Genomic DNA, 20,940 nt, shown 5'->3' with positions numbered 1-20,940 from the left:
AAGCGCCTTTACGACGCCATTGAAGCCGGTTCGCTCGACCCGGCCGAATCCTCCCTTGGCGAGCGCATTGCGGACCTAACGGCGCTTCGGGATCAGGCTCGTGCCGATGCCGTGCGGATCGAAGCCATGCTCGCAAGCTCAACCCACCAGCGCCTCACAGGGGCAGCAGTGCGGGAACTGGCGAGCGAAGCACGCACGCGACTCCGGCTTGGAAAGGGCGGCTATCGGCGGGAACACGTCCGGGCCTTCGCCCAGCACGTCGAGGTCGCAGACGACGCGATCTACATCAAAGGAAACAAAAACATCCTGTTGAGGACGCTGGTAGCCACTAAGGGAGGGAAATCGGCGGGAATCGGCGTTCCCGGTTTTATACCGAAGTGGCGGAGAGGATGGGATTCGAACCCACGAGAAGCTTTTGACCTCTACTCCCTTAGCAGGGGAGCGCCTTCGACCACTCGGCCACCTCTCCACAGCGCCGCGATTAGACGCAAAGACAAGCATGTTCAAGCCCCTTGGGCGGAAATGCCGAAATAATGTAGGCAAAACCATGCCGAGGCACAAAGCCAGCCGCACGAACGTGATCGCAGCCAATGCCTAAAGCTGTTCAGCACGCAATTGTTCGGCGCTTTTGGGCGAAAGCAGGCCCGGTGGCACGTCGAACACCGTTTTGGCCCCATATTGGCCCATGCAATGCAGTCGGTACGCCGCGCGAGCATAAGCCACCAGAACGCTGGCCGTGAATTCGGGGTTGCTCTCGAGTTTCAGGCTGTATTCGATCGTTTGCGCGGTCCCCGCCGTCGTGTTGCCGCTGCGGATGACGAAGCCGCCATGCACCATCGCCGCGTGATCGCGTGCCAGTTCCTCTGCGCTGATGAAGTTCACCGTCGTATCGTAGTCGGCGAAATAGTGTGGCATGCGAACGATCGTATCGCGCACCTGTTCGGCGTCCGCGCCCTCCTGCAGCACCACGAAGCATTCGCGCTGATGTTTTTCACGGGTGGTCAGCATCCGCCGAGAGCCGCTGCGGGCCTGCTCCATGGCGGCCGGAACCGGCCGCGTGTACTGCACCGCACCAGCGACGCCGGGGATGCGGCGCACCGCATCGGAATGGCCCTGGCTCAGACCATCGCCCCAGAATGTGTGTGTCTCTCCGTCGGGCAGCAGCGCTTCGCCAAGGGCGCGGTTGATGGAGAACATGCCTGGGTCCCACCCGGCGGAAATCAGCGCGGTCTTGCGATTTGCCCGTGCCGGGGCGTCCACGGCGGCGAAATAGTCGGGGATGCGCGCATGTGTGTCGAAGCTGTCGACGGTGTTGAAGAGCGCTGCATATTCGGGGCCTTGTTGCGGCAGATCCTCCTTGGAGCCTCCGCACAGGATCAGCACGTCGATGCGATCGGCATGTCCGGCGAGTTCGGCAATGGCGAATACAGGCGTATCGGGACGCCGGGGGCTAATCTGTTCCGCGGGACGTCGCGTGTAGATTCCGACGAGCCGCATATCGGGATTGTGCAGGATGGCCGCCTCGACGCCTCTTCCAAGATTGCCATGGCCGGCGATGGCCACGCGGATGGGGTCTGTCATGTTCGTGATCATCCTTCCTGATGCCGGGAGACGGTTCCTCGAAGCAGTGAGAAACCGAAAGACGGGGAGGGGATACAAGATCGCGCGAACATATCAAGGAGGTGGAAGCTGAGCGGTGAGGGGCGCGTTGCTTGCCCAACTGGGTGCGTCACCGGATTTCTCATGGCGTCGTCAATTTCCTGAACTTGTCCTATGGTGCGCCGACTGCGTTTGCGCTAGAAGCCGGCATTTCGCTCAAACAAGGCTCCCAACAGGGCCTCCAGGGAGTTGGACATAATGCTGAGAGGCTCGCTTACCGCGCTCGTTACGCCGTTCGAACAGGACGGGCGTTTCGACGAGAAAGCCTTTCGCGCCCTTGTGGAGTGGCAGATAGAGGAAGGCACGACCGGTCTCGTTCCTGTCGGCACCACCGGCGAATCCCCCACTTTGTCGCATGAAGAACATCGCCGTGTGATTGAAGTCTGCGTCGAAGTGGCCAAGGGGCGCGTCCCCGTTGTCGCGGGCGCGGGCTCGAACAATACGAAAGAAGCTATCGGGCTGGTCAGACATGCAGAAAGCGTTGGCGCCGACGCCGTTCTGGTGGTGACCCCCTATTACAACAAGCCGACCCAGCGCGGTCTCTACGAGCATTTCGCGGCGGTTGCGCAAGCCACTTCGCTGCCCATCATCATCTACAATATCCCGCCGCGTTCGGTGATCGACATGACGCCGGAAACCATGGGTCGGCTGGCGCATGACTTCAAGAATATCGCCGGTGTGAAGGACGCGACCGGCAAGGTCGAACGCGTTTCGGAACAGCGCGCAACCTGCGGCAAGGATTTCGTCCAGCTTTCGGGTGAGGACGCCTCGGCGCTGGGCTTCAACGCCCATGGCGGCGTCGGCTGCATCTCGGTAACGGCCAATGTCGCGCCGCGGCTTTGCGCCGAGTTCCAGCAGGCGACACTTTCGGGCAACCGCGCGCGCGCGCTGGAATTGCAGGACAGGCTTCTGCCGTTGCACAAGGCGATCTTCCTCGATCCGGGCGTGGCTGGAGCCAAGTATGCGCTTTCACGGCTTGGCCGGGTCGGGAACGTGGTGCGCTCGCCGCTGGTGACCGCAGAGCCGGAGACAGAGGCGAAGATCGAAGCGGCGATGAAAAGCGCCGGCTTGATAAACTGAGGCCGATGCGCCATCTGTGCGCATGATGAGCCAGAACCGGAAAGCCGATCCCAACAACAAGGTCGCCGCGGAAAACCGCAAGGCGCGCTTCTCCTATGAGGTCCTCGATACTCTCGAGACCGGGCTGGTGCTGACCGGCACCGAGGTGAAGTCGCTGCGCGGCGGTCAGGCCAATATCCAGGAATCCTACGCTTCCGTGGAGGGAGGCGAACTGTGGCTGATCAATTCCTACCTGCCCGAATATCTGCAGGCCAATCGCTTCAACCACGAGCCGCGCCGTCGCCGCAAGCTGCTGGTGTCGAAGCGAGAACTGGCGCGAATTGCACAGAGCGTCGAGCGCGAGGGCATGACGCTTGTGCCGTTGAAAATCTATTTCAACGATCGCGGCCGCGCCAAGCTTCTGCTCGCCGTGGCGCGCGGCAAGAAGCTGCATGACAAGCGCGAGACCGAAAAGCAGCGCGACTGGAACCGCGAGAAGGGGCGGCTGCTGAAGGAGAGGGGATAGAGCATTTCCAGCAAAAGTGTGAAGCGGTTTTGCGTATGGAAATGCGGCTGAAACAAGAGATAGAGCTGAAACAAGAGATAGAGCTGAAACAAGAGATAGAGCTGAAACAAGAGATAGAGCGGTTGCGCCGATTCTGTGAGAACCGGAATTGCTCGAAAGTGCATTGCGATCTTTCAGATTCGCTCCCTGCGCTTTAAGTTCTTGTTTTTACGCATGTCGTTGCCCCGAAACCGGTTCCCACTTTCGGGCGACATGCTCTTGGCCACGGGAACGGGGCGGCGGGGCGGCGATGCAAAAGCGAACCGCGCCGGCGCTTTTTCCTACTGCTCCAGGAACTCTGCTATCTCCTTGAACACGTTGACGAACATCTCCTCCGTCAACACGCCGGTGTTCGTATTGTAGCGCGAGCAATGATAGCTTGAGAACAGGGCGAGCTTGCCGATCCGGTGGCGGCCTCCATGCCGGAACGGATGCGCCGCCACACGGCCGCCCAGCGTGCGCACCATGGACTGATGCGCGATGGCTCCCAGCGCCAGTACGGCGGTGAGATTGGGGAAGCTTTCGATGGTCGGGATGAGGAACGACCGGCAGGTCGATATTTCGGGTCCGGTCGGCTTGTTCTGTGGCGGCACGCAGCGCACCGCATTGACGATCGCGGTTCCCATCAGTTCGAGGCTGTCGTCCGGGCGTGCTTCAAAACGGCCGCGCGCCAGCCGGAAACGGATGAGCGTCGAGTATAGCAGGTCGCCCGCATAGTCGCCGGTGAAGGGACGCCCGGTTCGGTTGGCGCCGCGCAGGCCGGGCGCCAGCCCCACGATGAGCAGGCGCACGGCTTCCCGACCCTCGGGCGGCAGGAACGGTGGTACGGGCGCATTGAACCACTGCGGCTCCCTGGCCCGCCAGTCGGCGATGAAGTCATGAAGCCGCGGGCAGAGAGGACAGTCGCGGTCGGGATCGGTCGGGGCCAGCATCATTCAGCCCTCAGTCCTCGTCCTCTCCGTCGTCGTCCGTATGCACGGGTTCCGTGCGGCGCGCCGTCTGTTCGCGTCCAACTTCGCTCTTGAGCGTCATCAGGTCGATGAAATGATCCGCCTGGCGGCGAAGATCGTCCGAAATCATCGACGGCTGCGAGGCCATGGTGGAGACGATGGAAACCTTGCGGCCGCGCCGCTGCAACGCCTCAACAAGTGTGCGGAAGTCGCCGTCGCCGGAGAATATGACGTAGTGGTCGACGATGTCGGCAAGCTCGAGCGCATCGACGGTAAGCTCGATGTCCATATTGCCCTTGATCTTGCGGCGGCCCGTCGCGTCGGTGAACTCCTTGGCGGGCTTGGTCACGACCTTGTAGCCATTGTAGTCCAGCCAGTCGATCAACGGACGGATGGATGAGTATTCCTGATCTTCGACCAGCGCCGTGTAGTAATAGGCGCGCAGAAGATAGCCGCGTTTCTGGAAGCAGGCGAGCAGCTTGCGATAATCGATGTCGAAACCGAGTGAACGTGAGGTGGCGTAAAGATTTGCACCGTCGATGAAGAGAGCAATCTTCTCCCGCGGGTCGAACATTCGGAAATATCCTTGTGGCAAATAAAGTGGCGGTGAAATAACCAGTGACGGTGAGCGTTCCGGAGCAAACCGGAAGCCCATCCCGCCGAAATCGAGCTATTGCCCCAAATAGCGTCAGCTTCGTGGCAGTCAAATCCTGCTTTTGGAGAATATGCTCAGATTATTATGCGAGGCTGTCCACCCGCGAGCAAGCGTGTCGCTTGTGTTTTTCCGGCATACGGGTTAAAGAGCGCGCCTGTTTTCCGTCAAATCCTTCGCATGAAAGGGGCATCCTATGGCCCGCGTCACCGTTGAAGATTGCATCGACAAGGTCGAGAACCGTTTCGAACTGGTTCTTCTGGCCGGACATCGCGCCCGCCTGATCAGCCAGGGCGCACCGATCACCGTTCCGCGCGACAACGACAAGAACCCCGTCGTGGCGCTGCGTGAGATCGCCGACGAGACCCTGTCGCCGGGCGACCTCAAGGAAGATCTCATCCATTCGCTCCAGAAGCACGTCGAGGTCGACGAGCCGGAGGCGGAGGCCATCCCCGCTCAACCGGGCGCGGTCCTTGCCGACGAGGTCGACGAGCCTGAAGAGAGCATCGCATTCGACCGCATGTCGGAAGAGGACCTTCTGGCCGGCATCGAAGGCCTCGTGGCGCCGGAAAAAAGCGACGATTTCTGACCTTTAAGGGGAGTTCCGGCCCTTTCGCCGGCGCTCAATCGCAGTTATCTATGACATGCGCCGCTTGCCAGTGGCGCATGTTTTGTTTTCTGCTGCGAGAGCCCGCCCATGATGCGTCAGTATGAGCTTGTCGAGCGCGTCCAGCGCTACAAGCCGGACGTCAACGAGGCGCTGCTCAACAAGGCCTATGTCTATGCCATGCAAAAGCATGGCCACCAGAAGCGGGCGTCCGGCGACCCCTATTTCTCGCATCCGCTGGAAGTGGCGGCGATCCTCACCGACATGCGCCTTGACGAAGCGACGATCGCGGTCGCGCTTTTGCATGATACGATCGAGGACACCAGCGCCACCCGGGCCGAGATTGACGAGTTGTTCGGCCCGGAAATGGGAAAGCTGGTGGAGGGGCTGACCAAGCTCAAGAAGCTCGATCTCGTCTCCAGGAAGGCGGAGCAGGCTGAAAATTTGCGCAAGCTTCTGCTGGCGATTTCGGAGGATGTGCGCGTTCTCCTGGTCAAGCTGGCGGATCGCCTCCACAACATGCGCACTCTCGACCATATGCGCGAGGACAAGCGTCTGCGGATCGCCGAGGAGACGATGGAGATTTATGCGCCTCTGGCTGGGCGCATGGGCATGCAGGGCATGCGCGAGGAGCTTGAGGAGCTCGCCTTCCGTTACATCAATCCTGAAGCGCACCGCATGGTGACGCAGCGGCTGGCCGAGATATCGGAGCGGGCCAGGGACGTGCTCACCGACATCGAGAAAGCGTTGTCGGAACTGTTCGAGAAGTACGACATCGGGGCGGAAGTCACCAGCCGCCAGAAAAAACCGTGGTCGGTTTTCCGCAAGATGGAGAGCAAGGCGCTGTCCTTCGAGCAGCTCTCCGACATATTCGGCTTCCGCGTCGTGGTCGGGAAGATCGAGGACTGCTACCTCGCTCTGGGCGCGATCCACACCACATGGTCGATGGTGCCGGGCCGCTTCAAGGACTACATCTCGACGCCGAAGCAGAACGGCTATCGTTCGATCCACACCACGATCGTGGGACCGTCGCGCCAGCGCGTGGAGCTCCAGATCCGCACGCGTGACATGAACGAGGTGGCGGAATATGGCGTCGCCGCCCATTCCATCTACAAGGATGGCGTTTCCAAGAATGGCGCGGCCAGGGAGGTTTCCAGCGAAACCAGCGCCTATGCCTGGCTGCGCCGCACCATCGAGCAGCTTGCCGAGGGCGACAATCCGGAAGACTTCCTCGAAAACACCAAGCTGGAACTGTTCCAGGATCAGGTGTTCTGCTTCACGCCCAAGGGCATGGTGATTGCTCTGCCGCGCGGAGCGACGCCCATCGACTTCGCCTATGCGGTTCACACCGATGTCGGCGACAGTTGCGTCGGCGCCAAGGTCAATGGCCGCATCATGCCGCTGATGACCGAGTTGAAGAACGGCGACGAGGTGGAGATCATCCGTTCCAAGGCGCAGGTGCCGCCGGCTGCGTGGGAATCGATCGTCGTCACCGGCAAGGCCCGCTCCGCCATTCGCCGAGCGACCAAGAACGCCATCCGCAAGCAGTATTCCGGCCTGGGCATGCGCATTCTGGAGCGCGCCTTCGAACGCACGGGCAAGCCTTTCTCGAAGGACAGCCTCAAGCTGGTGCTGCCGCGTTTGGCGCGCAAGGACGTTAAGGACGTGCTGTCGGCAGTGGGGCGTGGCGAACTGTCGTCGGCCGACGTCATCAAGGCCGTGTTCCCGGACTACAAGGACGAGCGCGTCACGGCGCCGGTGCCGAAGCAGCGGGAGGAGGGCTGGTCGCGCATCCGTAATGCTGCGGGCATGCTGTTCCAGCTTCCGGGCCGCTCGTCGCGCAAGGACAAGAGCCAGCCCAGGGACGGCGCGGTGCCGATTCGCGGTGTACGCGGGGACCTGCCTGTCACCTTCGCGCCGGAAGGCGCGGTGCCGGGCGATCGCATCGTGGGCATCATCCAGCCGGGTTCCGGCATCACCATCTACCCCATCCAGTCGCCGTCGCTGACCGCCTTCGACGACCAGCCGGAGCGCTGGATCGACGTGCGCTGGGATATCGACGAGAACAATCGCGAACGCTTTCCGGCCCGGATTTCGGTCACGGCCATCAATGCGCCGGGCTCGCTGGCCGATATTACACAGGTGGTTGCATCGAACGACGCCAACATCCATACCCTGTCCATGGTGCGCACCGCGCCCGACTTCACCGAAATGCTGATCGACATCGAGGTGTGGGACGTGAAGCACCTGAACCGGCTGCTGTCGCAGCTCAAGGAAAACCCGAGCGTGAGCACCGCGCGCCGGGTCAATGGCTGACCGCAGGCCGCGTATTGAAGTGGAATTTGCAAAAAGATGAACACCGCTGAAGTGCTTGATGTCTTCCGTTCCGCCGGCGCTGTGCTGGAGGGGCATTTCATTCTTACCTCCGGTCTCAGGAGCCCGGTTTTCCTGCAGAAGGCGCGCGTCTTCATGCATGCCGACAAGACCGAAAAGCTGTGCAAGGCGCTGGCGCAGCGCATTCGCGCCGAGGTTGACGGCAAGATCGATTATGTCGTCGGCCCGGCCATCGGCGGGCTGATCCCGGCCTACGAGACCTCGCGCCATCTCGGCGTGCCGGCGGTCTGGGTGGAGCGGGAGCAGGGCGAGTTCAGGCTCCGCCGTTTCGAGATGGAAAAGGGCGCGCGCGTCGTCATCGTGGAGGACATCGTCACCACGGGCCTGTCGATCCGTGAGACCATCGCCTGCCTGCGCGATCTGGGCGCGGAGGTGGCGGCGGCGGCCTGCATCATAGACCGTTCCGCCGGCAAGACCGATGTCGGCGTGCCGCTGATCGCGCTGGCGGAATATGAGGTGCCGGCCTATCCGGCCGATGCGCTGCCGCCCGAGCTTGCCGCCATTCCGGCCGTGAAGCCGGGCAGCCGCAACATCTGATCCGCCATGATCATCGGCATCGGCAGCGACCTCATCGATATCCGCCGCGTGGAAAAGTCGCTCGAACGATTCGGGCGGCGTTTCATCCAGCGCGTTTATACAGACATCGAGCAGGCCCGCTCCGAGGCGCGGCGGGAGCGCGCAGCCTCCTATGCCAAGCGCTTCGCCGCCAAGGAGGCTTGCGCCAAGGCGCTGGGCACAGGCATTTCCCATGGCGTGTTCTGGCGCGACATGGGCGTGGTGAACCTGCCCGGCGGCAAGCCGACCATGGCGCTGACGGGTGGCGCGGCCGCGCAGCTTGCCAGGATTCTTCCCGCCGGCCATGAGGCGGCCGTGCATCTCACCATCACCGACGACTTCCCGCTCGCGCAGGCATTTGTCATCATCGAGGCGCTTCCGGCGGGCGAAAAGTTGCAAAACCGCGCGGGCGATCCGCCGCCATAACGCCACATTGATCGGGCCTCACCGCTGGCATGCTTTGTTTCCGGGCGTTGCCCGCGGCGCGTTCAGCCCTTATAGAACCAACGCATGAACGAGGACGACATGAGCGTGGCCGACAAATCCCGGAAGAAATCAGGCGGACTTGGCGAAACCGTCAGCGTCATCGTCCAGGCGCTGCTGCTGGCGCTGGTTATCCGCACCCTGCTGTTCCAGCCTTTTTCCATTCCGTCGGGATCGATGCGGCCGACCCTTCTGGAAGGTGATTATCTGTTCGTCACCAAATGGTCGTATGGCTATTCGCGTTATTCGCTGCCGTTCTCGCCCAACCTGTTCTCGGGCCGCATCTGGGGCGGCGAGCCGCAGCGCGGCGACGTCGCGGTGTTCAAGTTCCCGCCGAACCCTTCCATCGACTACATCAAGCGCGTGGTGGGCCTGCCCGGCGACAAGGTGCAGGTGCGCGGCGGCCAGCTTTTCCTCAACGACGTGGCGGTTCCGCGCGAGCGGATCGGCCAGATCGACAATCCCGACATCACCGAGGTTTCGCGTCCCGTCGATGTTTACCGCGAGACGCTGCCGAACGGCGTCAGCTACGAGACGCTCGACCTGACGCCGAACGGCATCGGCGACGACACGCGTGAGTTCATCGTGCCGGAAGGCCACTACTTCATGCTGGGCGACAATCGCGACAACTCCGCCGACAGCCGCTTCAGCGTCGGTTTCGTGCCTTATGATCATCTGGTAGGCCGCGCCAACATCATCTTCTTCTCGATCGCCGGCGGCGCCAGCCCGCTGGAACTCTGGAAGTGGCCGAGCGATGTGCGTTTCGGTCGTCTGTTCGACTTTATCCGCTAGGTCATGGCCGCGTCCAAGCGATTGACTGCGGAGCAGCTTGCCGCAGCGCTCCACGAGCGCACCGGCCATATGTTCCGCGACCAGCAGCGCCTGCAACGTGCCCTCACGCACGCCAGCGCGCGCAGCGCCCATGCCGGTCTCGACTACGAGCGGTTCGAGTTCCTTGGCGACCGTGTGCTGGGGCTGGTGGTGGCCGATATGCTGCTTGCCGCCTATCCCGACGCCGTGGAAGGCGAGCTTTCTCTGCGGCTGAATGCGCTCGTCAACGCCGAGGCGCTGTCGGAAATCGCCGAGGAAATCGGTCTTGCCGAACTGATCCGCGCCGGTTCAGACGTACGTAAACTCGCCGAGCGCAAGCGCGTCAATCTGCGCGCCGATGCGCTGGAATCGCTGATCGCAGTGCTGTACCTTGACGGCGGTCTGGAGGCCGCGCGCACCTTCATCCACCGCTACTGGATACCGCGCTCGCGGGCTATGGCGAAGGCGAAGCGGGATCCGAAGACCGAATTGCAGGAATGGGCCCATCAGGCGGCGTCGGCCACGCCGTCCTACGGGATAGACGGCCGCGAGGGACCGGATCATGATCCGGTGTTCACTGTCAGTGTCACGGTAGGCGCATTGGCGCCGGCGCAGGGGCGGGGCCGTTCCAAGCGCGAGGCCGAGCAGGCCGCCGCCGCCACCATGTTGGTGCGGGAAGGTGTGTGGGCCGATGAAGGAATGCAGCATGAGCGAAGCTGAAGCAACGCCCTCCACCCGTTCCGGTTTCGTGGCGCTCATCGGCGCCCCCAATGCCGGCAAGTCCACGCTGCTCAACCAGCTCGTCGGCGCCAAGGTGTCGATCGTCACCCACAAGGTGCAGACGACGCGCGCGCTGGTGCGCGGCATCGCCACCCACGGGCCGGCGCAGGTCGTGTTTGTGGACACGCCCGGCATCTTCAAGCCGCGCCGGCGGCTGGATACGGCCATGGTCACCACCGCCTGGGGCGGGGCCAGGGATGCCGACGTCGTGCTGGTGCTGATCGACGCCGAACGCGGCATCAAGGGCGATGCCGATACGATTCTGGAGCGCCTCGCCGATGTGCGCCAGCCCAAGGTGCTGGTGCTGAACAAGGTCGATCGCGTGAAGCGTGAGAACTTGCTGGCGCTGGCCTCCATCGCCAATGAGCGCGTCGCCTTTGAGCGCACCTTCATGGTTTCGGCGCTGACCGGCTCCGGTTGCGAGGATCTGCTCGACTATCTGGCCGAAAAATTGCCCGCAGGGCCATGGTACTATCCGGAAGACCAGATTTCGGACCTTCCGATGCGCCAGCTCGCCGCCGAGATCACGCGGGAAAAGCTCTATCTGCGCCTGCATCAGGAACTCCCCTACTCCTCCCATGTCGAGACGGAGAGATGGGAGGAACGCAAGGATGGCTCGGTGCGCATCGAGCAGGTCATCTACGTCGAGCGCGACAGCCAGAAGAAGATCGTGCTTGGCCACAAGGGCGAGACGATCCGCGCCATTGGCGAGGCCTCCCGCATGGAGATTGGCGAAATCCTCGATCAGAAGGTGCATCTCTTCCTGTTCGTCAAGGTGCGCGAGAACTGGGGCGACGACCCTGAGCGCTATCGGGAAATGGGGCTCGATTTTCCGCACTGACGCCGGAAAACGGGACTGCTCAATTCCGCTGCGTAAGGATTTGCGCTATACTCGGGTTTCAGCTCGGGAGGCGCACGATGTCTTACATCAGTACCGTGACCGAAAACGATCCCTCGTCCAGAACGGCGCAAATGTTCGCCAGGGCGCAGGCAGGCTACGGATATCTGCCCAATATGGTGAAGGCGTTCAGCCATCGCCCGGAAGTTATGGAGGCGTGGAACGGCCTCCTCTCCAATATCAGGGCGAACATGGATTTGCGCCGCTATGAGCTGGTGACGCTGGCTGCGGCCCGGGAACTGCGTAGTTCCTATTGCATGCTCGCCCATGGCAATGTGCTGCTGCACGGCCACTTCACCCCGGCCGAATTGCAGGCCATTGTCGAGGGCAGCGACGCTTCACCGCTCAGCGAGACGGATCGCGCCATCATGCGCTTCGCGGCCAAGGTGGTGCGAGACGCCACCTCCGTCGAAGCCGCGGATCTGGACGGCTTGCGCCGCCATGGTCTTTCCGACGGCGAGATTTTCGACATCGTCACGGCGGCCGCCGTGCGCTGCTTCTTGAGCAAGACGCTGGACGCGCTGGGTGTGCAGCCGGATGGCGCGTATCACGAGATCGATCCCGGGCTGAAGAAGGCGCTGATCGTCGGGCGGGAGATCGATGCAGGTTACGATCTTTCGCGCCCGGGCTGAGGCCGGTTGCCCTTGATTTCGACGCCGAAGCGGTGAAAAGGTCGCGCCATGGAGTGGCGAGACGAGGGAATCATTCTCGGAACCCGCAGGCATGGCGAAACCAGCGCCATCCTTGAGGTGATGACGCGCGCCCATGGCCGGCATCTCGGTCTTGTGCGTGGCGGGCGTTCGCGTCGCCTCCAGCCTGTTCTTCAGGCCGGCAACCGGGTGGATCTGGTCTGGCGCGCGCGCCTGGACGAGCATCTCGGAACCTTTCAGGCCGAAGCGCTGGAAATGAACGCGGCGCGGCTGATGGACAGCGCGGTCGCCGTCTATGGCCTTCAGCTTCTGGCCGCCCATCTGCGCCTGCTGCCGGAGCGGGACGCCCATGGCGCGCTCTACGAGACGCTGCGGGTGATGATCGATCATCTCGACGATCCGGAATCGGCCGGCGAACTGGTCGCACGCTTCGAGCTTCTGGTGCTGGAAGAACTGGGCTACGGCCTCGACCTTGGCCAGTGCGCGGCCACCGGCCAACGCACCGATCTTGCCTATGTATCTCCGAAATCCGGCCGGGCGGTGTCGCGAGAGGCAGGCCTCCCCTGGCACGACCGGATGCTTCCCCTGCCTGCCTTTTTGGAACAGGGGCAGGGCTTCCATGCCGATGCGCCCGCGCTTGAAGAAGCCTTCCATCTGTCCTTCTATTTCCTCAACCGCCATGTCTATGAGCCGCGCGGGATAGAGCCCCCCGACGCCCGCGCCGGCTTCCTGATGGCGCTGCGGCGGCATTTCGCTGCCGGCCCGCGCCTGAGCGGAGGCACAGCCGCATGAGGCGCGCCGCACTGGAGCGCCATGCGTCCAATCGGACGCATAAAGAACGCTCTAATATGTTGATTGAACATCGGATTTTCCGAAACCCGGAGTCCATTTTTCGGTCCGATGCTTTGACCGTCCGTAGCGGCAAATCCTCCAGTTAAGGGGCGTTCATGTCCGAGATCGCTATCATCGCTATCATCGTTCTTTTCGTCATCACAACGAAGCAGCAAAAGAGATTGAACAGCGTTGAAGCTGAACTGAAGGCTTTGCGGAAGGCAATGGCCGGCTCCGCCGTTCCGGCCTCGCATGCATTGGCCGCGGCAGCCGTTCAACGGGAGCAGACCGCCGATCTTTCGCCTGAACTGTCGCAGGGCCAATCGGATACCGCCGATCAGGAGCAGCAGGAGGCTGGCCCGTGGAGCAGGCCTGTGGCGGCGGCGCGTGTCGAGGCGGGTGACGCCACAAACGAGCAGCCGTCTGAAGCCGAACCCGTCCGGACGCCCGAAAAGGCCGGCAAGCGCGACATCGAAACCGCGCTCGGCACCCGCTGGGCGGTGTGGGTGGGCGGCGTCGCTCTGGCGCTGGGTGGCCTGTTCCTCGTGCGCTACACAATCGAGGCCGGCATATTCGGCCCCGGGGCACGTCTTTCCATGGCGGGATTGTTCGGGTTGCTGCTTGTCGCAGCAGGCGAGTTCGTGCGCCGCACAGATTGGCGCGTGCCCGTTGCAGGGGCGGCGGGCGCCTATATCCCTGCAATCCTGACGGCGGCGGGCGTCTTCACGCTGTTCGGTGCGATTTACGCCGCGCACGGCGTTTACGGCTTTATCGGTGCAGGTTTCGCGTTTTTCCTGCTCGGGCTGATCGCCATACTCACCATTGCCGCGGCGCTCGTCCATGGTCAGGCTCTCGCCGGCATCGGCCTTCTGGGTGCGCTGGCGACGCCGGCGCTGGTCGCCAGCCAGGCTCCCAGCGCCTGGGGCCTGTTCGGCTATCTGGCCATGGTGCTGGCGGCGGCTGGCGTCATCGCCCGCATACGTCGCTGGCGCTTCCTGATGGCAGCCAGCTTCTTCGGTACGGGCCTATGGACGCTGATCTACATGGCCGGTGTAACGATACCGGATTTCGCGGTGATGATGGTGTTCAGCGCCGTCACGCTTGCGGTTCTGGGCTTTGTCTGGCTGTCCGGAACGATGGAGGAGCGCAAGGTTGATCTAGTTTCGATCGTTCCCGCCGTCTTCGTCGGGTTCACGGCGCTGGCGTTGTTCGTCATCCCCGACATCGCCACCGACGGCGGACCGAAATGGGCGGCGATCATCATCGTCATGATGGTCGCTGCGGCCTTCTGGCGTCCGCCCGCCGAGCCCGTGCTGCATGCCGCCGGAATCGTGACGGCGCTGGCCTATATCCAGATGATGCCGATCCTCGATCTGCACGCTGAGCTGTCGCCGGGCGCGCTGCGGCTGGATGGCGTGACCCTTGCCGTCAGCCGGGCTGGCGCCATCCCGATCGGTGTGGTTCTGGGACTGCTGTTCATGGGTGCAGGGCTTTGGGCCGCCCGGCGTCACATTGCTGAGCGATGGTGGTTTTCTGCGGTCTGGGCCTTCTGGGCTGTAGCTGCGCCGCTTGTCATCCTGCTTTCCACATGGGCGGCCTTCGGCAATATCGATCGCGATCTTACTCACGCGGCTGTGGCTGTCCTGCTCTGCCTTGGCTTCGTGGCGGCCGGCGAATGGCTCTCGCGGGCAGAGCAGCCGCCACTGGTGGGAGGTGCGGCCATCTCCTGCATGCTGGCTGGTTCGGCCATGGCGTGGCTGCTGTTCCTGCATATGGCTTTCGGCTCGGGCATGACCACGGTTCTGCTCGGCGCATCCGCCATCGCGCCGGCGCTCGCCACCCGCCACCGTTCATGGCCGGTGCTTGGCTGGCTGTCGGCGGCGGCTGTTATCGCCGTACTTGCCCGCGTCGCATTCGATCCGACCATTGTCGGCGCGGAGTTCTTGTCTCGCACACCGCTCTTCAACTGGCTGCTGCCGGGCTACGGCGTGCCGGCTCTCGCCTTCGGCTTTGCTGCATGGCGGCTTGCCCGCACCACCAACGGGCGTCCGCGTCTCATCATGGAGGCGGGCGCTGCGCTGTTCGCGCTGCTGACGCTGGCCATGCTGGTGCGCCATGCCATGCACGGCGGGGTGATCGACTCTGGTGCGCCGACGCTCGCCGAACAGGCGATTTATACGCTGATAGCGCTGGGCGCCGGCGCGATCCTTGTCGCCCTCGACATGCGCTCGCCAAGCCCTGTGCTGCGCATCGGTTCGCTGGCTGCGGGCGTGATCTCCGCGCTCCTGATCTGCATCCAGCATTTCATGGCGCTGAATCCGCTCGTCACCGACGAGTCGACCGGCCGCATCCCGTTCTTCAACCTGCTGTTCCTCGCCTATCTGCTGCCGGCGGTCGCCGCCTTCGCCCTGGCCTGGTATGCGCGCGGCAAGCGGCCGAAATGGTACTCCTCCATGCTGGCGGTGCTGGGCGCGCTGCTTGCCTTCGCCTATGCGACACTCTCCGTACGCCGCCTGTTCAAGGGCGAATATATCGCCTGGTGGAGCGGCATGGAGCAGGTGGAGACCTACAGCTATTCGGCGCTCTGGCTGGTCATGGGTGTGGCCCTGCTGGTCGTCGGCGTGCGATTTGGCTCGCAGGTGCTGCGCGTGGCTTCCGCCGCGCTGATCTCCATAGCCGTGCTCAAGGTGTTCCTGTTCGACATGTCCGAACTTGAAGGTGTGCTGCGAGCATTCTCCTTCATCGGGCTGGGCGGGGTGCTGATCGGCATCGGCCTGTTCTATCAGCGGCTGCTGACGCATACTGCGGCAGGGGAGCGCAGCGAGGTTTAACGCAATGGCTCTGCAACTCTACGCCCACCCGTTCTCGTCCTTCTGCCAGAAGGCGCTGATTGCGCTGTACGAAAACGGCACTCCGTTCGAATATGTGACGCTCTCGCCGGAAAATCCGTCGGCGATGGAGAAGCTGCAATCGCTGTGGCCGATGGCGAAATTTCCGATGCTTATGGATGAGGGGAGACCCATCCACGAAGCCACCATCATCATCGAGCATTTGCAGGCGTTCCATTCGGGGCCGGTGCGTCTGATCCCCGATGACCCGAAGCTGGCGGTCGAGGTGCGTTTCATGGATCGCTTCTTCGACAATTACATTTCCACCCCGCAGCAGAAGCTGGTCTTCGACGTGTTGCGCCAGCCCGGCGAGCGTGATCCAAAAGGCGTGGAGGACGCGAAGCGGATGCTGGAAAAAGCCTATCACTGGCTGGACGTCCACATGGCCGGGCGCGAATGGGCTGCCGGTGACGGTTTCAGCCTGGCAGACTGCGCGGCGGCGCCCTCGCTGTTCTACGCGGACTGGTCGCATCCGATCCCGGAGCGGTTCGCCAATGCGCGCGCCTATCGTCAGCGCTTGAACGGCAGACCGTCTTTCGCCCGCGCGATAGACGAGGCTCGGCCCTACCGTTCGTTTTTCCCGCTAGGCGCGCCTGACCGCGACTGAACCGTTGCCCCGCAGCTTCTCCAGGGTGGTGAAGCGTTTCAGGAAGGCTTCCTGTGCGAAAGTCACCGAGCGCGGCGTCATGTCGAATCGGTCGGCGCTGATGCCGCGTGGCCGGCCGAAGAGCCGGGCGGCCTCCTGCGTGGAAAAGCCGGCGAGGTGCGTCGCCTCGAAATAGGCGGCGATCTGATCGGCGCGCTTGATGTCCCTGAGAAGGCTGGCCGGAAGCTCCGCCGGCAGCGAGAACCGCAGGTGGATGGCTTGTTGCAATCGCTTCTCGCACTCCTTGTAGCCGCCGCCGACCACGGATTTGAACGGCGAGATCATGTCGCCGATGACATATTCCGGCGCATCGTGCAGCAGCGCCGCCAGTCGCGCCTCGGGCGAGGGTGCCTTGGCCTGTGCGCAGAAGATCGCTTCCACCAGAAGCGAATGCTGGGCCACGGAAAAGGCGTGAGGGCCGACAGTTTGCCCGTTCCAGCGCGCGACGCGGGCAAGGCCATGGGCGATGTCGGATATCTCGACGTCGAGCGGAGAGGGATCGAGCAGGTCCAGCCTGCGGCCGGACAGCATGCGCTGCCAGGCGCGTGGCGGTGCGCCGGCGCGGTCGGCCATCAACTGCTCCCCGAAGATGTCGCGTCCTCGGGAAAGGTGAATTTCGCCCAACCGGGTATGGCGAGCGTGACGGGCACATCGCCGGCGAGAATTGTCTTGCCTGCATCGACGGCGTTTTTCACCCGGTCGATCCGGGCGATGGCGAGGCCCTGTTTACCCGACACCGAGCCCAGCGTGCCAACCGGACGCCCTTCGACCGTCAGTTCCGTGCCGGCTGCGGGCAGGGCGGTTTCCGCTGATGCGATCAGGACCCGTCGCCGTGCTGTTCCGCGATGCTGCATGCGCGACACCACTTCCTGCCCGACATAGCAGCCCTTGGCGAAACCGACGCCTCCGGTCTGGTCGAGCAGCACGTCATGCGGGAAGGCGTCGCCGAGCTGATAGTCAAGACCGCTTTCAGCCACGCCATTGGCGATGCGGAAGGCATGCCATGCGTCTGGGTCGCCGCTCTCGTCGGTGTTTGTCGCGCCATAGCTGCGCTTCACATTGCCGACCGCGAAACGCGTATCGGTAAGTGTGGTTGAATCAGTTCCTGAAGCAGATGAATCATCCTGCCAGGCAACAGTCACAACCTTCTGTTCCGGTTTGGTAATCTCTGCTTTGGTGCGCAGTTTGTAGAGCAGCAGCCGGCGGTGGAAACCCTCCGCAACTTCCGCCGGGCATTCGAGCCTGAATGCATCCGGCCCGATGCGTGAAATCAGGAAGTCGAAAAGAATCTTGCCCTGTGGCGCGAGCAGCGCGCCGGGCTTCACCTCACTATCCTTAAGCGCATCGAGATCGACGGTCACGATGTTCTGAAGGAAATGCTCGGCTTCGGGGCCGGAAACGACGATGACCGCACGGTCTTGAAGAAGGGCGAAGGGCATGGGCGGAAAGGGGCCTGAATCTGCGAATGATCCGTCTTAGGTAGTCCCCCCGTGGCCGCCTCGCAAGCGGTGCGGGCATTACCTGCCGCCATTTCCGCCTGGTTCAGTCGCCCGCCACGAAGAAGGCCCAGCGTCCTTCCGGCGAGATGCCGAGCCGGTAGAAGATGTAGGCTCCGAACTGCTGCATGTCCTCGTAGTCGCCGGCCGTGACGATCTTGAACAGTTCAACCCGCTGGCGGGGGTCGAGCTTGTCGAGCGGGACGGCGAAGAAATAGGGCCACACATAGAGTTCCTGCGGCGTGCCGGCGTCGAGATGGACGAAGCCCGCAGACAGCACCTCTTCCATGATGGCGAGGATTTCCTGTCCTTCGGTGTCGCCCGAAAGGCCTTTGAGGAACTCGATCGGATCACCCTCGATCTCGGTCAGCGAAAGCTGCGTGCCGCTGTCGCCTGTGCCGACCAGCGGCTTCAGGCGGTTGATGTCCCCGCTCTTGCAGGCTTCCAGAATAAGGCCATGCATGCGGCTGACCGGTTCCGGCAGGCGGCCGAGGTCGTAGATCACCTCGGGCAGTTCGCCATTGGGCGTCAGGTGAGGGCGCTCCGCTGAATCGTCCGCGGGCGCGGCATCCGGGTCGAGCTGTTCCGCCGGCTGCTCGTCTTCCGGCGATTCGGCGCCGCCGGAAGGCGGCTGCGATGTGTGGATGGGATCTGGCAGCGGCACCGCGCCGGGAGAGGCGTCGTCCGTAATTGTCGCCGGCGCGACTGGCGAGGGCAGTTCCTCGCGCTTGATTTCGCTCAGTGCGGACGCAGGCGCCGCCATCGCCACAAGCGCCGTTGCCGTTGCGCCCGATAGGGCCAGGGCGCAAAAACAAGACCTGAGCAGGCCTGCTCCACCGGAAGTTCGAAAGTTCACTATCCGCATCTCCATCGAACCCGGATGATGCCCCACCCGGGTGATCGCGTCAAAGCCCGGCCGGAGACGGGCTAATGGCGCAGGCGATGCGGCTCGAAAACGCCGCCGACGACCTTTTCGCGCATGCGATCGAGCATGGCGAGCGCCGCCGTCTCGCCGTTGTTGCGCAGCATTTCGCAGAATGCGGTCTCGAGAGCAGCCTCGGCGATGATCTCGGGCTCGATCCCGGCCGAGAGACCTTCGGCCCACGCTTCATTGTGACTCTCGACGGCGGTCAGGCGCTTTTCTTCCCTGACCATGGCGTCGATGTCGCTGATACTGTGTTCCATACGCAACACTCACCCTGTTCAAACATCGATCCATACAATTCGGATCAAAGTTGAGGCGTCCCTTTAATGTCCCATTAAGACTCTACCACGCTTGCCCGCACTCTGTGCGTGCAGTTTGCCGGAAAAGTTAATGGTCCCCTAATTGCCGTAGCGCGAGGCGATGTCGCGGGTCAACGCCTCGCCTTCCTTCATATAGCGATTGATCGCCGCCACGGCAGAGGGCGTACAGCTTTTGTAGGCCTCGCCGAAGGAGCGGTATCCCCGATTGAAGGAGGCGATGAAGCGGGCGCGCCTTTCCGGATCGGGATTCTCCGATTCAAGCAGTCTTTCCATCTGGTTACGCCATTCCGGACCGCTCTCGCCGCACAGGTTGCGCAGGAAATGCAGCGAGCCGAGGATTTCGGCAAGCCGCATCAGTCCGGGCTCGAAAGGGGCCTCTGCGGCCCGCACCGGCGCGACAGACAATGCAATGAGAAGGGCGAGAATGAACGGTGCGCGTTTCATGAAATCTTCTCGCCGGACAATTTGTCGCGTGCAGGGCGGTCGTCGCCAAGCAGTTCTTCCGCCACTTCGAAAACCGAATCGGCAAGCGGCATGCCGCGCATTTGTTCGAGCGAATAGAACGCGGCGCTTGCCGCATCGTCGCCGGCCACGGCTTCGCCGCCGATATAGTCTGCGGCGAATACCGTCAGCCTGTAGTCGACGGGATGACTGGTATGCGCGCCTTCTATGAGAATGGTGCGCACCCGCCGGTAGACCCGCGCGTGGAGCGTGGTTTCCTCGGCCAGTTCGCGGCGGGCGGCTTCCTCCAACGTCTCGCCCGGTTCCACCTTGCCGCCGGGGAAAGCGTAGAGCCCCTGTGACGGGGCGCGGCCTCGCTCGACCAGAAGCACCCGGCCGCCGCGCACCAGCGCCACCGAAACGGCAGGTATCTCGGGCAATGTCGTCATGGTGTATGGCCCGCTTGTGGATTGAAGTCTTGCGACAGCTTTAGCGGTTGCATGCGGCCTGATCCATGCCCACCTTCGCCTCGTACCGGAAAAAGGATGCATCCATGTGCGGGCGTTTCGCACTCACCGCCACGGCGGACCAGACCGCAGCCTTCCTCGGCGTCGGCGAACTGGAGGAGTTTCCCGCGCGCTACAACATCGCGCCCACCCAGCCGATCCTGATGGCCGTGTCCGCGCCTTCGCGTCCGCCCGGCTCCAACCTGCCGGATCGCGAGGCGCTGCTCGTGCGCTGGGGGCTTATCCCCGGTTGGGTGAAGGATATGCGCGGCTTTCCGCTTCTGTTCAACGCCCGCTCGGAAGAGGCTGCCGCCAAGCCCTCCTTCCGCACAGCCATGCGCCACAGGCGTGCGCTTGTGCCCGCCTCCGGCTTTTATGAATGGCGGCAGAGCGGCCCGGCGAAAGGGCAGGCTTACTGGATCAGGCCCCGCCATGGCGGGCTCGTCGCCTTCGCCGGTCTGATGGAAACCTGGTCCGAGCCCGGCGGCTCGGAAATGGACACGGGCGCGCTTCTCACCACCGCCGCCAATCCGGCGATCGCTCATATTCATCATCGGATGCCGGTGGTGATCGAGGAAAAGGATTTCGCGCGCTGGCTGGACTGCCGGACACAGGAGCCGCGCGATGTGGCGGAGTTGTTGAAACCGGCGGAGCCGGATTTCTTCGAGGCGATCCCTGTGTCCAGCCTGGTCAACAAGGTGGCGAACACAGCGCCGGAGGTGCAGAAAAGGGTCGAGGTGTCTGCCCTACAGGAGACAAAACAAAAGGCGTCTTCTGAAAAGACGCCCGGTGACACGCAGATGTCGCTGTTCTGATCCATGCCCA

At 63.0% G+C, this 20,940-nt stretch carries 23 protein-coding genes and 1 tRNA gene; 14 read left to right on the top strand and 10 right to left on the bottom strand.

Annotated elements, in window-relative coordinates:
* Positions 1-378: 378 nt before the first annotated feature.
* Positions 379-469 (bottom strand) — tRNA-Ser (locus ABID44_RS08265).
* A 125-nt stretch (positions 470-594) separates the two neighbouring features.
* Positions 595-1,581, bottom strand: coding sequence for a diaminopimelate dehydrogenase (locus ABID44_RS08260; RefSeq protein ID WP_354151213.1), 987 nt, complete (start codon positions 1,579-1,581; stop codon positions 595-597).
* A 276-nt stretch (positions 1,582-1,857) separates the two neighbouring features.
* Between ABID44_RS08260 and dapA the strand changes: the two genes are divergently transcribed.
* Both dapA and smpB read left to right on the top strand, forming a co-directional pair.
* A complete protein-coding gene (gene dapA / locus ABID44_RS08255; protein WP_354151212.1) occupies positions 1,858-2,739 on the top strand; it encodes a 4-hydroxy-tetrahydrodipicolinate synthase in 882 nt (293 codons plus the stop codon).
* A 25-nt stretch (positions 2,740-2,764) separates the two neighbouring features.
* Positions 2,765-3,244: an SsrA-binding protein SmpB gene (gene smpB / locus ABID44_RS08250; protein WP_354151270.1), complete on the top strand. Its 480-nt coding sequence runs from the start codon at positions 2,765-2,767 to the stop codon at positions 3,242-3,244.
* A gap of 320 nt (positions 3,245-3,564) precedes the next feature.
* On the opposite strand, the gene ABID44_RS08245 is transcribed toward smpB, so the two are convergent.
* Positions 3,565-4,218 carry a uracil-DNA glycosylase gene (locus tag ABID44_RS08245; RefSeq protein ID WP_354151211.1) on the bottom strand — a complete coding sequence of 218 codons (654 nt, stop codon included), beginning with the start codon at positions 4,216-4,218 and terminating at the stop codon, positions 3,565-3,567.
* 7 nt (positions 4,219-4,225) lie between these two features.
* On the bottom strand, positions 4,226-4,807 hold the full coding sequence (locus tag ABID44_RS08240) for a LabA-like NYN domain-containing protein (protein WP_354151210.1): 582 nt from the start codon (positions 4,805-4,807) through the stop codon (positions 4,226-4,228).
* Between the two features lie 274 nt (positions 4,808-5,081).
* On the opposite strand from ABID44_RS08240, the gene rpoZ reads away from it, so the two are divergent.
* The 11 genes from rpoZ (at position 5,082) to ABID44_RS08185 (ending at position 16,388) form a co-directional block, all read left to right on the top strand.
* On the top strand, positions 5,082-5,474 hold the full coding sequence (rpoZ, locus tag ABID44_RS08235) for a DNA-directed RNA polymerase subunit omega (RefSeq protein ID WP_354151209.1): 393 nt from the start codon (positions 5,082-5,084) through the stop codon (positions 5,472-5,474).
* A gap of 108 nt (positions 5,475-5,582) precedes the next feature.
* Complete coding sequence (locus ABID44_RS08230; protein WP_354151208.1) at positions 5,583-7,808, top strand: RelA/SpoT family protein; 2,226 nt, start codon at positions 5,583-5,585, stop codon at positions 7,806-7,808.
* A gap of 36 nt (positions 7,809-7,844) precedes the next feature.
* Complete coding sequence (pyrE, locus tag ABID44_RS08225) at positions 7,845-8,423, top strand: orotate phosphoribosyltransferase (protein ID WP_354151207.1); 579 nt, start codon at positions 7,845-7,847, stop codon at positions 8,421-8,423.
* A gap of 6 nt (positions 8,424-8,429) precedes the next feature.
* Positions 8,430-8,867: a holo-ACP synthase gene (gene acpS / locus ABID44_RS08220; protein WP_354151206.1), complete on the top strand. Its 438-nt coding sequence runs from the start codon at positions 8,430-8,432 to the stop codon at positions 8,865-8,867.
* Positions 8,868-8,966: 99 nt separating this feature from the next.
* Complete coding sequence (gene lepB, locus ABID44_RS08215; protein WP_354151269.1) at positions 8,967-9,716, top strand: signal peptidase I; 750 nt, start codon at positions 8,967-8,969, stop codon at positions 9,714-9,716.
* 3 nt (positions 9,717-9,719) lie between these two features.
* A complete protein-coding gene (gene rnc, locus ABID44_RS08210; RefSeq protein WP_354151205.1) occupies positions 9,720-10,454 on the top strand; it encodes a ribonuclease III in 735 nt (244 codons plus the stop codon).
* Entirely contained in the window at positions 10,441-11,355 is a 915-nt protein-coding gene (gene era, locus ABID44_RS08205) for a GTPase Era (RefSeq protein ID WP_354151204.1), read from the top strand. Before rnc ends, era begins: the two co-directional genes overlap by 14 nt.
* Positions 11,356-11,432: 77 nt before the next feature.
* Positions 11,433-12,044, top strand: a complete 612-nt coding sequence (locus ABID44_RS08200; protein WP_354151203.1) for a carboxymuconolactone decarboxylase family protein — start codon at positions 11,433-11,435, stop codon at positions 12,042-12,044.
* 48 nt (positions 12,045-12,092) lie between these two features.
* A complete protein-coding gene (gene recO / locus ABID44_RS08195) occupies positions 12,093-12,854 on the top strand; it encodes a DNA repair protein RecO (protein ID WP_354151202.1) in 762 nt (253 codons plus the stop codon).
* 155 nt (positions 12,855-13,009) lie between these two features.
* Positions 13,010-15,724 (top strand): DUF2339 domain-containing protein, encoded by a 2,715-nt coding sequence (locus ABID44_RS08190; RefSeq protein WP_354151201.1) that lies wholly within the window; start codon positions 13,010-13,012, stop codon positions 15,722-15,724.
* Positions 15,725-15,728: 4 nt separating this feature from the next.
* Positions 15,729-16,388: a glutathione S-transferase family protein gene (locus ABID44_RS08185; RefSeq protein ID WP_354151200.1), complete on the top strand. Its 660-nt coding sequence runs from the start codon at positions 15,729-15,731 to the stop codon at positions 16,386-16,388.
* On the opposite strand, the gene ABID44_RS08180 is transcribed toward ABID44_RS08185, so the two are convergent.
* From ABID44_RS08180 to ABID44_RS08155, 6 genes are all read right to left on the bottom strand, one after another.
* A complete protein-coding gene (locus ABID44_RS08180; RefSeq protein WP_354151199.1) occupies positions 16,365-17,003 on the bottom strand; it encodes a YfbR-like 5'-deoxynucleotidase in 639 nt (212 codons plus the stop codon). The two genes, ABID44_RS08185 and ABID44_RS08180, sit on opposite strands and share 24 nt — an antisense overlap.
* Entirely contained in the window at positions 17,000-17,866 is an 867-nt protein-coding gene (ygfZ, locus tag ABID44_RS08175) for a CAF17-like 4Fe-4S cluster assembly/insertion protein YgfZ (protein WP_354151198.1), read from the bottom strand. The genes ABID44_RS08180 and ygfZ overlap by 4 nt, the downstream gene beginning before the upstream one ends.
* A gap of 103 nt (positions 17,867-17,969) precedes the next feature.
* Entirely contained in the window at positions 17,970-18,779 is an 810-nt protein-coding gene (locus tag ABID44_RS08170; RefSeq protein WP_378226330.1) for a hypothetical protein, read from the bottom strand.
* Between the two features lie 71 nt (positions 18,780-18,850).
* Complete coding sequence (locus ABID44_RS08165; protein WP_354151196.1) at positions 18,851-19,108, bottom strand: hypothetical protein; 258 nt, start codon at positions 19,106-19,108, stop codon at positions 18,851-18,853.
* Positions 19,109-19,246: 138 nt separating this feature from the next.
* Positions 19,247-19,612 (bottom strand): TIGR02301 family protein, encoded by a 366-nt coding sequence (locus ABID44_RS08160; protein ID WP_354151195.1) that lies wholly within the window; start codon positions 19,610-19,612, stop codon positions 19,247-19,249.
* Positions 19,609-20,058 (bottom strand): NUDIX hydrolase, encoded by a 450-nt coding sequence (locus ABID44_RS08155; protein ID WP_354151194.1) that lies wholly within the window; start codon positions 20,056-20,058, stop codon positions 19,609-19,611. Before ABID44_RS08155 ends, ABID44_RS08160 begins: the two co-directional genes overlap by 4 nt.
* A gap of 104 nt (positions 20,059-20,162) precedes the next feature.
* Between ABID44_RS08155 and ABID44_RS08150 the strand changes: the two genes are divergently transcribed.
* Positions 20,163-20,930, top strand: coding sequence for an SOS response-associated peptidase (locus ABID44_RS08150; protein ID WP_354151193.1), 768 nt, complete (start codon positions 20,163-20,165; stop codon positions 20,928-20,930).
* Positions 20,931-20,940 lie beyond the last annotated feature (10 nt).

It is taken from the genome of Aquamicrobium ahrensii (assembly GCF_040545755.1).
Classification (GTDB): domain Bacteria; phylum Pseudomonadota; class Alphaproteobacteria; order Rhizobiales; family Rhizobiaceae; genus Mesorhizobium; species Mesorhizobium ahrensii.
The sequence above is the reverse complement of the archived record's forward strand: the minus strand, read 5'-3'. Positions and strand labels throughout refer to the sequence as shown.

Excerpts from the sequence above, each read along its gene's own strand:
- ABID44_RS08260 (WP_354151213.1), bottom strand. The coding sequence starts at position 1,581 with ATGACAGACCCCATCCGCGTGGCCATCGCCGGCCATGGCAATCTTGGA.
- dapA (WP_354151212.1), top strand. The coding sequence starts at position 1,858 with ATGCTGAGAGGCTCGCTTACCGCGCTCGTTACGCCGTTCGAACAGGAC.
- smpB (WP_354151270.1), top strand. The coding sequence starts at position 2,765 with ATGAGCCAGAACCGGAAAGCCGATCCCAACAACAAGGTCGCCGCGGAA.
- ABID44_RS08245 (WP_354151211.1), bottom strand. The coding sequence starts at position 4,218 with ATGATGCTGGCCCCGACCGATCCCGACCGCGACTGTCCTCTCTGCCCG.
- ABID44_RS08240 (WP_354151210.1), bottom strand. The coding sequence starts at position 4,807 with ATGTTCGACCCGCGGGAGAAGATTGCTCTCTTCATCGACGGTGCAAAT.
- rpoZ (WP_354151209.1), top strand. The coding sequence starts at position 5,082 with ATGGCCCGCGTCACCGTTGAAGATTGCATCGACAAGGTCGAGAACCGT.
- ABID44_RS08230 (WP_354151208.1), top strand. The coding sequence starts at position 5,583 with ATGATGCGTCAGTATGAGCTTGTCGAGCGCGTCCAGCGCTACAAGCCG.
- pyrE (WP_354151207.1), top strand. The coding sequence starts at position 7,845 with ATGAACACCGCTGAAGTGCTTGATGTCTTCCGTTCCGCCGGCGCTGTG.
- acpS (WP_354151206.1), top strand. The coding sequence starts at position 8,430 with ATGATCATCGGCATCGGCAGCGACCTCATCGATATCCGCCGCGTGGAA.
- lepB (WP_354151269.1), top strand. The coding sequence starts at position 8,967 with ATGAGCGTGGCCGACAAATCCCGGAAGAAATCAGGCGGACTTGGCGAA.
- rnc (WP_354151205.1), top strand. The coding sequence starts at position 9,720 with ATGGCCGCGTCCAAGCGATTGACTGCGGAGCAGCTTGCCGCAGCGCTC.
- era (WP_354151204.1), top strand. The coding sequence starts at position 10,441 with ATGAGCGAAGCTGAAGCAACGCCCTCCACCCGTTCCGGTTTCGTGGCG.
- ABID44_RS08200 (WP_354151203.1), top strand. The coding sequence starts at position 11,433 with ATGTCTTACATCAGTACCGTGACCGAAAACGATCCCTCGTCCAGAACG.
- recO (WP_354151202.1), top strand. The coding sequence starts at position 12,093 with ATGGAGTGGCGAGACGAGGGAATCATTCTCGGAACCCGCAGGCATGGC.
- ABID44_RS08190 (WP_354151201.1), top strand. The coding sequence starts at position 13,010 with ATGTCCGAGATCGCTATCATCGCTATCATCGTTCTTTTCGTCATCACA.
- ABID44_RS08185 (WP_354151200.1), top strand. The coding sequence starts at position 15,729 with ATGGCTCTGCAACTCTACGCCCACCCGTTCTCGTCCTTCTGCCAGAAG.
- ygfZ (WP_354151198.1), bottom strand. The coding sequence starts at position 17,866 with ATGCCCTTCGCCCTTCTTCAAGACCGTGCGGTCATCGTCGTTTCCGGC.
- ABID44_RS08165 (WP_354151196.1), bottom strand. The coding sequence starts at position 19,108 with ATGGAACACAGTATCAGCGACATCGACGCCATGGTCAGGGAAGAAAAG.
- ABID44_RS08160 (WP_354151195.1), bottom strand. The coding sequence starts at position 19,612 with ATGAAACGCGCACCGTTCATTCTCGCCCTTCTCATTGCATTGTCTGTC.
- ABID44_RS08155 (WP_354151194.1), bottom strand. The coding sequence starts at position 20,058 with ATGACGACATTGCCCGAGATACCTGCCGTTTCGGTGGCGCTGGTGCGC.
- ABID44_RS08150 (WP_354151193.1), top strand. The coding sequence starts at position 20,163 with ATGTGCGGGCGTTTCGCACTCACCGCCACGGCGGACCAGACCGCAGCC.